This is a genomic window from Mesorhizobium sp. M0227 (assembly GCF_040321855.1).
Taxonomy (GTDB): domain Bacteria; phylum Pseudomonadota; class Alphaproteobacteria; order Rhizobiales; family Rhizobiaceae; genus Mesorhizobium.
Window position 1 is genome coordinate 20,930 of the sequence record NZ_JAMYSJ010000045.1, and the last position, 11,701, is coordinate 32,630.

The following is an 11,701-nucleotide window of genomic DNA, read 5'->3' on the forward strand; positions in this document are numbered from 1 at the left end:
CGATGGAACAGATCATCGCCGCCGATACCGTCGACAAGGACAATGCCGCGCGGAAGGCCGACCTCGAACGCGACTACGCCTCGCTCGGCGAACGCCTCGACCGTCGCGGCATCGCCATCGACGCCATCCGCGACAAGGTCGAGAAATTCGCGGTGGCGATCCCGTCCTGGGGTGTCGGCACCGGCGGCACGCGCTTTGCCCGCTTTCCCGGCGCCGGCGAGCCGCGCGACATCTTCGACAAGATCGAGGATTGCGCCGTCATCCAGCAATTGACGCAGGCGACGCCGACCGTCTCCCTGCACATTCCGTGGGACAAGGCCGACCCGAACCGGCTGAAACAGGCCGCCTCGCGCTTTGGCCTCGGCTTCGACGCCATGAACTCCAACACCTTTTCCGATGCCAGGGACCAGAAACTCTCCTACAAATTCGGCTCGCTCTCGCATGCCGATGCCGGGACGCGCCGGCAAGCGGTCGAGCACAATCTCGAATGCATCGAGATCGGCGAGACGCTTGGCTCCAAGGCGCTGACGGTGTGGATCGGCGACGGCTCGAACTTCCCGGGCCAGGTCAATTTCGCCAAGGCGTTCGAGCGCTATCTCGACGCCATGAAAGAGGTTTACGCCGGGCTGCCCGCCGGCTGGAAGCTGTTTTCCGAGCACAAGATGTACGAGCCGGCCTTCTATTCCACCGTCGTGCAGGACTGGGGCACCAACTACATCATCGCCAGGGAATTGGGCGACAAGGCGTTCTGTCTCGTCGACCTTGGCCACCATGCCCCCAACGTCAACATCGAGATGATCGTCTCGCGGCTGATCCAGTTCAAGAAGCTCGGCGGCTTCCACTTCAACGATTCGAAGTATGGCGACGATGATCTCGATGCCGGTTCGATCGACCCCTACCGGCTGTTCCTCGTCTTCAACGAACTGGTCGATGCCGAACTGTCCGGCGCCGAGGGTTTCGACCCGGCCCACATGCTCGACCAGAGCCACAACGTCACCGATCCGATCGAAAGCCTGATGCTGTCGGCGGTCGAGGTGCAGCGCGCCTATGCGCAGGCGCTGCTCGTCGACCGCAAGGCGCTGGAAGGTTTTCAGGACTTGAACGACGCGCTGATGGCGACGCAGACGCTGAAAGCCGCCTACCGCACCGATGTCGAGCCGATCCTCGCCATGGCGCGGCTGAAGACGGGTGGCGCCATTGATCCGGTCGCGGCGTATCGTGCGGCGGGCTACCGGGCGAAAGTCGCGGCGAAGCGCCCGGCGGTTGCGGGCGGTTCAGGCGGGATTGTGTAGGCCTTTAGTTCGATTTTCCGTCGATTGGACAGAGAGGGCGGCACTTGAGCACCCCCCTCTGTCCTGCTGGACATCTCCCCCGCAAGGGGGGAGATTGGCCGCTTCATCGACAGCGCTCTTCCTGCAACGTCGGAGATTGGCGAAAGCAGAGACAACAACCGATCTCCCCCCTTGCGGGGGAGATGTCCGGCAGGACAGAGGGGGGTGTGAAGGATCGCCACCCGTTACTATTGGCTAGACTAACCCACCCCAAGAGGCTCTTCTAGGCGCACCCCTCACGCTCCCGGAGGCACGCCATGCCGCTCACCCGCAGAACACTGATCGCCGCCAGTCTTTGCATCACCTTCGCCCTGGCGCCGTTGACGAGCGCCTTTGCCGCTTCCCCGCAACCGGCCAAGGGCGAGCACGGCATGGTGGTGACGGCCCAGCATCTGGCGTCCGAAGTCGGCATCGAGGTCTTGAAGAAGGGCGGCAATGCTGTCGATGCGGCGGTTGCCGTCGGCTATGCGCTCGCGGTCGTCTACCCCAATGCCGGCAATGTCGGCGGCGGCGGCTTCATGACCATCCGCTTCAAGGACGGCAAATCGACCTTTCTCGATTTCCGCGAGCGGGCGCCGCTGGCGGCGACAAAAACCATGTATCTCGACAAGGACGGCAACCCGGTGAAGGGGGCGAGTCTCGACGGTTATCTTGCGGTCGGCGTGCCGGGTTCGGTGGCCGGTCTGGAACTGGCCCGCGAAAAATACGGCAAATTGTCCCGCCAGGATTTGATGGCGCCGGCGATCGGCTATGCCAAGGACGGCTTCATCCTCAACCAGGGCGACGCCGCCTCTTTTGCCGGCAGCGCCGACAGGCTGGCGAAGGACCCCGCGGCCGCCGCCATATTCCTCAAACCCGACGGCAAGCCCTATGGCATCGGCGAGCGGCTGGTCCAGCCCGACCTCGCGGCGTCGCTCGCCGCCATTTCCGAAAAGGGTACGGATGCCTTTTACAAAGGCGCCATCGCCGATGCCATCGTCAAGGCGAGCGGCGCCAAGGGCGGCATTCTCGCCAAACCGGATTTCGAGCAATATGCGGTGCGCGAACTCAAGCCCGTGACCTGCACCTATCGCGGCTACGAGATCACCTCCTCGCCGCCGCCCAGCTCCGGCGGCGTCATCATCTGCGAAATCCTCAATGTGCTCGAAGGCTATCCGCTCTCCTATCTCGGTGCCGGTTCTGCCGAGACGGTCCACGTGATGATCGAGGCGATGCGCTACGCCTATGTCGACCGCAATTCCGCGCTCGGCGATCCCGATTTCGTCGACAATCCGGTCTCGAAATTGCTTGATAAGGCCTATGCCAGGGATATCCGCGACAAGATCGATCCGTTCCGGGCCGGCGTGTCGCAGGATCTGATGCCGAAGGGCTTTGGCGAGAGCAAGGAGACGACGCATTATTCGATCATCGACGATGAAGGCAATGCGGTCGCGGTCACCTACACGCTGAATGGCTCCTTCGGAGCCGGCGTCGTCGCCGACGGCACCGGCATCCTGCTCAACAACGAGATGGACGATTTCACCCAGAAGCCCGGCGTGCCCAACCTCTATGGCCTGGTCCAGGGCGAGGCCAACGCCATCCAGCCGAAGAAGACGCCGCTGTCGTCGATGAGCCCGACCGTGGTCGCCAAGGACGGCAAGCCGTTCATGGTCATCGGCAGCCCGGGTGGCTCGCGCATCATCACCATCACGCTGGAAGCGATCGTCAATGTCATCGACCACGGCATGAACATCCAGGAGGCGATCGACGCGCCTCGCATCCACCATCAATGGCTGCCCGACAAGGTTTATGTCGAGCCGTTCGGCCTGTCGCCGGACACAGAAAAGCTGCTGGCCGGCATGGGATATCACCTCGATCTCGCTGACCAGACCTGGGGGCAGGCGGCCGGCATCCTGGTCGGCGGCAAGAGCCTGGCGGAAATCGAGAAGGGCGGCGGCGCGCGCTACAACGGCGCCATCGACAGCCGCGCGGCCTCTGGTGAGGCGCTCGGATACTGATAGCTCGGAGGAAAAGCTTGGTGCAGCGTGGCGATTCGGGTTGATCGCCCGCTGCTCAAGTGGATCGGCTCACACCGATTTGATCGTCACAAGACCAGCGTGAGGGTGGACGCAACCAGCATCAAGGCGGCAATGCCGACGAACAGCGCATAGATACGCGGCCGGTCGAGCAGCAGCGCGTTTCCGGATATCCAGGCGGACGTGGCGCCGCCAAGCGCGAAGAGGAAGCCGTTGCGGTGCCCGAAGACCATCGATGCGGCCATCAGCCCGCCAATGATCAGCGCACCGAACACGATGATCACGGCAACGGCATATCTCTCGAAATCATTGCCGCTACCCATGCTCGGGCCGATTGCGTTCAACGTCGGCAGGTCGTCCGGATCGAAGGGGTTCGTCGACCCGTATTCGTCTTGACCGGCAGGCTCTCGCATCATTCGTTCTCCGTATAGCGGCAACAAATCATCAAGCCTTGCCGAGTGCAACCCGATCGCGCTGCCTTGATGCGTTCGACCGGTCCTTGACGTCTTCAGGCGGCGGCTTGCTGCCGGCTTTTTTGGTTCGTTCCTTGGCCGTCTTTGGTCTCTCAGGCAATCCAGGAAACGGCTGCCCAAAGGCGACCGTGGCTTCGTCTATCATGGAATGCCTTCGTGGAGGAAAAATGATGCGAGCGCGGATTGGGCTTCGCGGGCCGTGATTTTTTGGGCGGCCACATCGCACAGCGCTGTTGTACGGGCGAATCGCCTTGCGGCCAAGCGGCTGCGCCGGGCACGCGGTTGCGTAAAAGTTGACTTGTCAGGCCATCAAAATGTTGACTATTAAACTCATGTTCATAGTCAACCGGGCAGTGGTCACTGGAGACCGTATCCCGAAAAGCAGGGCACGCCGCATTGCAGAGAGACCGAGAGCCCCAGTCGAGAGCCGCGTCCGATCACTTGCGCAGCCGAATGACCCGGCGCCAGGCGCTCGGGCTTTTCACGCTGCCGTTCGCCGGCATGGGGTTCTCCACGGCTGAAGCCCGTCCGTTGCGCATAGTCTGCCTGGATGACGGGTTGACCGAGACCTTGCTCATGCTCGGCGTCAGCCCGGTCGCCATTGCCGATCGGGAGGTCTGGGAGAAATGGGTGGTCGAGCCGCGGCTGCCGCCTGACATCGCCGATGTCGGCACGCTGCTCGAGCCCAATCTTGAATTCCTGCAGCAGCTCAGGCCCGACATCATCCTGTCCATGCCGTATCTCGACGGCATCAAGCCGCTGCTCGAACGCGTGGCTCCGGTGACGACGATCGGTCTCTACACCGAAGCCGGGCAGCCCTATCAGCACGCCGTCGAGGCGACGCGCCAGCTCGCCGGGCTTGTCGGCAAGGAAAGCGAAGGCGAAGCGCTGATCGTGGCGACAGACGCGTATTTTACGGAGCTTCGCCAGCAACTGGCGCCGCTGTCGGCACGGCCGATCTATGTCGTCAGCTTCCTGGACCCCCGCAATGTGCGCGTCTACGGCGCAAAGAGCCTGTTTCAGGAGGTGTTCGACCGCATCGGGCTCAGCAACGCGTGGACGGCCGAGACCAATTACTGGGGGTTTTCGACCGTCGGTATCGACGGGCTGGCAACATCCAGCGATGCGCGCCTCGCCTATCTCGAACCCTTGCCTGAGGGCGCTGGCGGCACGCTGACCGAAAGTCCGGTCTGGAACGCCATGCCTTTCGTGCGCAACCGCTGGATCATGCGCCTTCCTGCCGTCCTGATGTTTGGCGCGCTTCCATCCGCGCGCCGTTTTGCTCGGGTCCTGGCGTCGGCGATGACCGCGGAGGCCGCCCATGGCTGAGGATGCCGCGGCCGTCACTCAAGAAGGAAAGCTTGCGCCGTCGGGCCGCGCCTTGCCATGGGGCTCTCTTGGCAATCAGCCGGTAGGCGCGATCCTGCTTTGCGCGGTGCTGCTCGCGACGGCGATCGCGGCAACCGTCTCAAACCTCACCGTGCAGCTGCCATCGGCGCTTTGGCTCCAATCGCTCGCCGCCCCCGACATTGATGATATGCGGCAGGTGCTCGTCCACTACGCCTTCCTGCCCAGGCTTGCCGTCAGCCTTTTATGCGGTGCGGCGCTCGGGCTTGCCGGAACCGTCCTGCAGCAGGTTCTGCGCAACCCGCTCGCCTCGCCCGAAACGGTCGGTGTCTCGGCCGGCGCCTATCTGGCGCTGGCACTAGCAACGCTTCTGTCACCGTCGCTGCTTGCCTTTGGCCGCGAATGGGTGGCGCTGGGCGGCGCATTCGTTGCCCTTGCCGCCGTCATCGCTCTGTCCTGGCACAAAGGCCTGTCACCGCTTTCGGTCGTGCTGGCGGGGCTTGTTGTCAGTCTCTATGCCGGCGCTATCGGCGCTGCCCTCATTGTGCTGCGGCATGAATGGTTGGCCGGCCTGTTCATCTGGGGCGCCGGTTCGCTGGGCCAGCAGGACTGGTCGACGACACTGTGGCTGTTGCCACGCATCGGCAGCGCGGCGCTGGCGATCTTCCTCATGGTGCGGCCGCTGGCCCTGCTTGGTCTCGACGATGAAGGCGCGCGCAGCCTTGGCGTGCCGCTCGGCGCCTATCGCTTCGCAGGACTGGCGGCCGCGGTCGCCCTGATCGCGTTTGTCGTTGCCGCTGTCGGCGTCATCGGTTTCGTCGGCCTGGCCGCGGCGACGCTCGCGCGCATCGGCGGTGCCCGGCGGCTGGGCCAACAACTGGTGATGGCGCCGCTGATCGGCGGGGCGCTGTTGTGGACAGCCGACCAGGCCGTACAGATCGCCACTGGACCGCAAGGCGACCTGCTGCCGACCGGAGCGATCACAGCACTTCTCGGCGCGCCTCTGCTTCTCTGGCTGCTGCCGCGCCTTGCTCTTGGCTCGGAAGTCCCGACCTTGATGGCCGCGCGCCTGCCGCGCGCAAGCCGGCCCGGCCTTATACTGACGGCGATCGGCCTGGCCCTGCTTTTGCTGCTCGGGCTGGCCCTGCTCTATGGACCGGGTCCGCATGGCTGGACCTTCGCCTTCGGCGACGAGCTGCAGCCTTTGCTGTCGTGGCGGTGGCCTCGCGTGCTTGCCGCGCTGAGCGCCGGGGCGATGCTGGCGCTTGCCGGGCTGATGATGCAGCGGCTGACCGGCAATCCGATGGCCAGCCCGGAAGTGCTGGGCGTCAGCGCCGGTGCCGCCCTTGGCATGATGGTGGCGCTGTTTGCGCTCTCCGATGCCGGACGTCCGGTTCAGACGGCGGCGGCAACCATCGGCGCCTTCGCCGCTTTGCTGGTGACGCTGGCGATCGGCCGCCGTGCCGCCTATGCGCCGGAGCGGCTGCTGCTCGCCGGCGTTGCCCTGACTGCCTTGTTCGACGCGCTGATCCTGGTGCTCACCGCCACCGGCGATCCGCGTGCCATGCTGCTGCTCAACTGGCTGACCGGTTCGACCTATGGCGTCGATGTCGGCGGCGCCTTGCTCACCGGTGGCATCGCCGTCTGCCTCTTCGCGCTCGCGCCTTTCTTCATGCGTTGGCTCGACATCCTGCCGCTTGGCCCCGCCGCCGTGCAGGGCCTTGGCATTGACCTGAAGAGGACGCGGCTTTTCGTGCTGCTGGTGGTCGCGGCACTCACCGCAGCCTCGACGCTGATCGTCGGTCCGCTGACCTTCATCGGCCTGATGGCGCCGCACCTTGCCCGTCGCTTTGGCCTTTCCCGTGCGCTGCCGCAGGCCATTGGCGCGGTGCTCGCCGGCGCGCTGATCATGGTCGCCGCCGACTGGATCGGCCGCACCGCCATCTTCCCGCGCCAGATCCCGGCCGGTCTCGTCGCCACACTGATCGGCGGCCCGGTGCTGATGTGGCTGCTGCGCCGCCGTTGACTTTTTTGTCCCTCTGGAGATATCCATGTCCAAGTCGATGGCGGCGCCAGCCTTGATTGCCGACACCACGATCCACGACTTCCTCCCGGCGCATGGCGGCGCCGCCTGGCGGATATTCCTGCATGTGCCGTCCGGGCCGGTGCCCGAGGCCGGCTGGCCTGTGCTCTACATGACCGACGGCAACGCCGTCATCGGCACAGCGGTCGACGCCATGCGCGCGCAGGCCTTCTATCCAACGGGCACCAATGTCGGCTGGGGCGTCATCGTCGCCATCGGCTATCCCGTCGAGGGCGCCTACGACCCGTTGCGCCGCTCATGGGATCTCGGCCCGCCGCCGGGCAAGACCTACCCGCCCTTCTACGAGGGCACGCCCGAAGTTCGGACGGGTGGGGCAGCGGAATTCCTTGCCTTCATCGAAGACAAGCTCAAGCCATGGGTCGCCAGTCGGGTCACGGTCGACACAAACCGCCAGGCGCTTTACGGCCATTCTTTCGGTGGCCTGTTCGCGCTCTATGCCCTGTTCACGCGGCCGTGTGCCTTCCAGACCTGGATGGCGGCGAGCCCCGCCCTCTATTGGGAAGAGCGTGCCATCGACCGCTTTCTCGAAACCTTCGAGGCCGCCGTTCCCGCTGGTTTGGCGGCGACCATGATCCTGTCGGCCGGCGAGTACGAGACCGAGAAGCTGGCGCCGTTCCAGATTGGCGCCGAGGACGAGGAAAAGCGCCTGCGGCAGAAGAAGGTGACACGCACCGACGAATTCGCGCGGGCAATGGCGCAGCGGCTTGATGCTCTCCCGGGCGTGCGCGCGCGCTTCGAGCTGCACGCCGGCGAGAACCACATGTCGATCCTGCCGGTCACGGTCAATCGCGCGGTTCAGGCAGCGTTTGCGGTCAGGGCTTGCGACTAACGGCCTTCACCTCTCAACGCTGCGATGGCTTGTTCCCGTTGTGCGGCTGCGTCCGCGTCCATAGCGCCAAAACGCAGGGCACAGCGGAATTTTTCCCCGGGTACGACGCGAACCAGGCGGCCTCTTTCCTTGGCCGCAAGATAGCCGTCTGGTTCGGCGGTGGCCGGCAACACGAGGCCAAGTGCGTCCTGGTCGGCGCCGCGCGTGATCCAGCGGACGGCATAATTGAGCTCGTCGGGGCGAAAGCTGACGAAATCCGCCGTACGGTCCGGATGGACCTGCAAGGCGTGCGCCCAGCCCTGGAGGTCCGCCTTAGCCCTCATCGTCAGCACGAGTTCTGGGTCGATCGGCTCGCCCTTGGTCAGCAGGCGATGCCGCGAAGGATCGGCGACAACGGCATCGCGGTAAGCAAGGTAGCTTTCGCTCGGTGTGAAAAAGGGCGGCAGCGTCTGGCGCACGACAATGTCCGCGGAATCATCCGCTACGGTGTCGACCAGGCGCCCGCCGTCGGCCGGCTTGAAATTGATGTGCGCCAGGTACATCAACTCCATGGCCGAGCGTTTCAGGTTCTCGATCACGATGTCGACTGCGACGCTGCTGGCATCGAGTTGCAGCCGTACGGTCGGCTCCATCACATAGTCATGGCTGAAAGCGACGGTCTGTCGGCAGCGCCCCGTCAGCGCCATGAAGGGTCCTTCGGAATTGCTGCCGGCGATCAGTTGCACGTCCTGATAAGGCGCATTGGGCAGATCGCCGTGAAGCGGGTGACGGTCATCCGGGCCAGGATTTCCCATTGCGGTAGCGCCGCAGTGAATGAAGAACGCGCCGTAGTTGGAAAGATAGTCCCGGGTCGCGACCGGCTCATCGAACATCGAGCGCATGGTCAGGGAGCGGCCGAGGAAGGTCACGTCCCATATCTGCTGTCCTTGGAACGGCAGCATGACGATTTCGCCCTTCGCGTTGCTGATCCGAAGCCCGGCAACGCCGGATCGATAGCGAAAGGCGGTGGCGACAAGCCCGCGATAGCGCGCGACGATGGTTTCCGACGGGCCGAACTGCTCGGGCACGAGGTCGACGAAGACGTGATCGGAGTGGTCCAGATGCATTGTTTCGACCTCTATCTTCCGCAAGTGTGCGTGCCGATAGTCGCAGGAAACATCTGGAAATCAACGGCAGCACGCCTCACAGCTTCTGCCAGGACGGCTGGTGGAAAAGTCTCTTCGCGCCCTCCTGGGAGAGCGCTCGAAACTGCAAGCTTGCCAGGCAATATCCCGCGATTGCCTATCCGCGAGCCGGCGGCAGCTCGAACAAAGTGGCGCCATTCTCCCGGCCGCGCTCGACATAGCCGATAACGCCAAACCATCTTGCGACATCCGGCCCCTGCAGCCAGCTGCGCGAGTGGATGGCGAGGTTGCCGGCGAGCGCCTGGATGTGCCGGATATGCCGCTTGCAGAAGCGAACGGTCGCGGCACGGAAGAAGTCCTCCCGTGCGGCGAACAGCGTGTCGGCGGCGTCGCTGTTCTCATGCCAGGCGATAATCGCCACGGCCTTGTCGCCCTCGACAAGCGCGTGCGCGCGGCCTTCCTTCAAATTCATCATCAGATTGTCGTAGGCGATCTTGCTGTCCTTGCCGGCCGCCACGTATTCGTCCGACATCCGCTTGGACAGACCACGAAAGACATCCTCCAGATCCCCAAGCGTTGCTGCGCGTGCTCTCATTTCACCTCCTGCAGCCCCGGCAGGCAGTTTGCCCTAGGGTTGAGGGGTGGCCAAGCAAATTAAATCCGCATGCAGGCAGAAGAGCGCAAACTTGTTTCGGCCAATGATGCTTGCGGTGACCGGTTGGCCAGCTTTTATGGCCACCCTGCTGGCCGTCACCAAGCGGCAGATATTTTGGCTGCGACTCCCGGTGAGCCGACGCCTTGCACACAGCGCCCACGCGGCCAGATTAGCGGCCGGCCGGGGGATGCAGCCTTGTGTCGAGAGCAAAAGTTTCCTGGAGCTTCAGCGCATAGGTATCTGTCGCTACGCTTGCCACGAAGATCAAGTTCCAGCTATGTGAAGAGACCGCACTCGGTATCGCCACCACGCGATGGCCCATCAGAAGGTCATCCCCGAATGCCTGCTGACCCGCGCTTGGTATGCCGGGGCGCAGCCAGTTCGGATTGGGCACGCTTGCAGGATCGACGACATGTATAGCCGATGCATCGCTGATGACAGCGGCTGTTAACGTGTGAGGAACTGTGTCGAGGGCGCGAAAACCCTTATGTACGGCGACTTCGAGGATAGCCGTGGCGGGATCGATCGAGCAGTACACAGCTCTTACGCCCTTGCTGTTCCAGCGGCCGCCTACCCGATAGGCACCTTCGCCACTATTCCATGTCGCGGCATGGACGGCCTGGTCAAGCCGCCACGCGATGAGTTCCGTTCCTCCGAGCGCTATTGGCAGAGGCGTCATGCATAGACGCCGTATTCAAGCCGTTCGAGATAGTCTTCGACCAGTTCCACGCCGGCGGGAGTGCCCAGAAGATCGATCGGACGGCGCTGGTCAAGACCGATCGCCGGGCGCTCCAACCATTGCTCAGCTTCCGCCTGCGTGCCGAGGACATCCGTCGCCTTCGCCAGGATCTCTGCGAATTTCCAAGTCCGTCCGCTTTGCTCTTGGCTAAGAGGCTTGGATGGAGCGTCTTTGCGGCGCTGCCAGGTTCGCAGGCTCATACCAACCGCCTTTTCGAGGGACGCCGTCTTGTCAATGAAGACCAGTTGTCCGACGAGATGGTTTAGCGCTGAGGCCGGCAGGCCACTTAGAAGCAATTCATGCGCATCAAGTGCGCTGGTCAATCGACGCGACAGTATACGAGAACCGCCGAGCAGTGCCTCCACTCGTTGGAGACCGCCGTCTCTCGCTTCCGTAACGACCTTATCCGCCGTAGTCGTCATGTGCGCCTCCTGTGTCAACTGTCGCGTAAAATATGACAGTTGACGGTGGTGATTTCAAGTGGGCAGCGGGCGCGCTTGAACCCAGTCCGGGAAGATATGACCGGGTGCGCGGCGTCGGTAGCCAGATGATTAGAATTAAGGGCGGAAAGGCGGTCGTATTTGACTTAGTGGGCAGGGTCTTAACGGCGCGCAAGGCGGCTAAGCGTCTAACGGTTAAGTCAGTGATATTGTTTGGAAAATGGTGCCCAGAGGCGGAATCCAAGTGAGGAAAGTATGCCAGTACTTTCAGGGTGTTACTACCCACGTAGCCTGCGAACAACCAACAGAAATACCAACAATATATTTCTGTGGATTACTTTCATTCCTCGTGGAATGCCCGACTGATTTGGTCCGACAGCGGCTTCACAAAATAGGAAAGCGCCGTACGCTCGCCCGTCTGGACCATCGCTTCGGCCGGCATGCCGGGCACGAGCGTCAGGTCCTTGAGCTTCGTCATTTCCGCATGCGGAACCGATAGACGCACCAGGTAATACGAAATGCCGTTTTTTTCGTCCGTCGCCAGATCGGCTGCGATCCGGCTGACATATCCGTTCAATTCCGGCGTGGTTCTCAGATTGAAGGCTGACATCCGCAGCACGGCCTTGTGACCAAGCTGGATTTGG

Annotated in this window: 11 protein-coding genes; 5 read left to right on the plus strand and 6 right to left on the minus strand. The window is 63.3% G+C overall.

Translation table 11 applies throughout. The annotated features are described in order from the left end of the window. Positions 1–2: 2 nt before the first annotated feature. Both rhaI and ggt read left to right on the plus strand, forming a co-directional pair. The gene (rhaI, locus tag NKJ00_RS30995) at positions 3–1,292 is read left to right on the plus strand and encodes an L-rhamnose catabolism isomerase (protein ID WP_352441455.1); all 1,290 of its coding nucleotides are present in this window, start codon (positions 3–5) and stop codon (positions 1,290–1,292) included. Positions 1,293–1,588: 296 nt separating this feature from the next. Further along, positions 1,589–3,328, plus strand: a complete 1,740-nt coding sequence (ggt, locus tag NKJ00_RS31000; RefSeq protein WP_352632441.1) for a gamma-glutamyltransferase — start codon at positions 1,589–1,591, stop codon at positions 3,326–3,328. An 86-nt stretch (positions 3,329–3,414) separates the two neighbouring features. Here the strand turns inward: ggt and NKJ00_RS31005 are convergent, their stop codons facing one another. Further along, positions 3,415–3,762 carry a hypothetical protein gene (locus NKJ00_RS31005; protein WP_032808338.1) on the minus strand — a complete coding sequence of 116 codons (348 nt, stop codon included), beginning with the start codon at positions 3,760–3,762 and terminating at the stop codon, positions 3,415–3,417. 510 nt (positions 3,763–4,272) lie between these two features. Between NKJ00_RS31005 and NKJ00_RS31010 the strand changes: the two genes are divergently transcribed. Genes NKJ00_RS31010 through NKJ00_RS31020 form a run of 3 tightly spaced genes read left to right on the plus strand, consistent with a single transcriptional unit; the run spans position 4,273 to position 8,099 of the window. Further along, positions 4,273–5,148, plus strand: a complete 876-nt coding sequence (locus NKJ00_RS31010; protein ID WP_352632443.1) for an ABC transporter substrate-binding protein — start codon at positions 4,273–4,275, stop codon at positions 5,146–5,148. Then, positions 5,141–7,192, plus strand: a complete 2,052-nt coding sequence (gene fhuB / locus NKJ00_RS31015; RefSeq protein ID WP_352632445.1) for a Fe(3+)-hydroxamate ABC transporter permease FhuB — start codon at positions 5,141–5,143, stop codon at positions 7,190–7,192. The genes NKJ00_RS31010 and fhuB overlap by 8 nt, the downstream gene beginning before the upstream one ends. A 25-nt stretch (positions 7,193–7,217) precedes the next feature. After that, on the plus strand, positions 7,218–8,099 hold the full coding sequence (locus tag NKJ00_RS31020; protein ID WP_352612186.1) for an alpha/beta hydrolase: 882 nt from the start codon (positions 7,218–7,220) through the stop codon (positions 8,097–8,099). Here NKJ00_RS31020 and NKJ00_RS31025 read toward each other — a convergent pair. The 5 genes from NKJ00_RS31025 to NKJ00_RS31045 all read right to left on the minus strand — a co-directional run. Next, positions 8,096–9,205: a DUF4432 family protein gene (locus tag NKJ00_RS31025; RefSeq protein ID WP_352612184.1), complete on the minus strand. Its 1,110-nt coding sequence runs from the start codon at positions 9,203–9,205 to the stop codon at positions 8,096–8,098. The genes NKJ00_RS31020 and NKJ00_RS31025 overlap by 4 nt on opposite strands. A gap of 175 nt (positions 9,206–9,380) precedes the next feature. After that, positions 9,381–9,818, minus strand: a complete 438-nt coding sequence (locus NKJ00_RS31030) for a hypothetical protein (RefSeq protein ID WP_023813918.1) — start codon at positions 9,816–9,818, stop codon at positions 9,381–9,383. Between the two features lie 229 nt (positions 9,819–10,047). Next, complete coding sequence (locus NKJ00_RS31035) at positions 10,048–10,557, minus strand: RES family NAD+ phosphorylase (RefSeq protein ID WP_352441449.1); 510 nt, start codon at positions 10,555–10,557, stop codon at positions 10,048–10,050. After that, the gene (gene parS, locus NKJ00_RS31040) at positions 10,554–11,039 is read right to left on the minus strand and encodes a type II RES/Xre toxin-antitoxin system antitoxin (protein WP_352612182.1); all 486 of its coding nucleotides are present in this window, start codon (positions 11,037–11,039) and stop codon (positions 10,554–10,556) included. Before parS ends, NKJ00_RS31035 begins: the two co-directional genes overlap by 4 nt. A gap of 358 nt (positions 11,040–11,397) precedes the next feature. Beyond that, positions 11,398–11,701 (minus strand): beta-barrel domain-containing protein (locus tag NKJ00_RS31045; protein ID WP_502906420.1); only part of this gene is annotated, 304 nt, incomplete at its 5' end.

Excerpts from the sequence above, each read along its gene's own strand:
- rhaI (WP_352441455.1), top strand. The coding sequence starts at position 3 with ATGGAACAGATCATCGCCGCCGATACCGTCGACAAGGACAATGCCGCG.
- ggt (WP_352632441.1), top strand. The coding sequence starts at position 1,589 with ATGCCGCTCACCCGCAGAACACTGATCGCCGCCAGTCTTTGCATCACC.
- NKJ00_RS31005 (WP_032808338.1), bottom strand. The coding sequence starts at position 3,762 with ATGATGCGAGAGCCTGCCGGTCAAGACGAATACGGGTCGACGAACCCC.
- NKJ00_RS31010 (WP_352632443.1), top strand. The coding sequence starts at position 4,273 with ATGACCCGGCGCCAGGCGCTCGGGCTTTTCACGCTGCCGTTCGCCGGC.
- fhuB (WP_352632445.1), top strand. The coding sequence starts at position 5,141 with ATGGCTGAGGATGCCGCGGCCGTCACTCAAGAAGGAAAGCTTGCGCCG.
- NKJ00_RS31020 (WP_352612186.1), top strand. The coding sequence starts at position 7,218 with ATGTCCAAGTCGATGGCGGCGCCAGCCTTGATTGCCGACACCACGATC.
- NKJ00_RS31025 (WP_352612184.1), bottom strand. The coding sequence starts at position 9,205 with ATGCATCTGGACCACTCCGATCACGTCTTCGTCGACCTCGTGCCCGAG.
- NKJ00_RS31030 (WP_023813918.1), bottom strand. The coding sequence starts at position 9,818 with ATGAGAGCACGCGCAGCAACGCTTGGGGATCTGGAGGATGTCTTTCGT.
- NKJ00_RS31035 (WP_352441449.1), bottom strand. The coding sequence starts at position 10,557 with ATGACGCCTCTGCCAATAGCGCTCGGAGGAACGGAACTCATCGCGTGG.
- parS (WP_352612182.1), bottom strand. The coding sequence starts at position 11,039 with ATGACGACTACGGCGGATAAGGTCGTTACGGAAGCGAGAGACGGCGGT.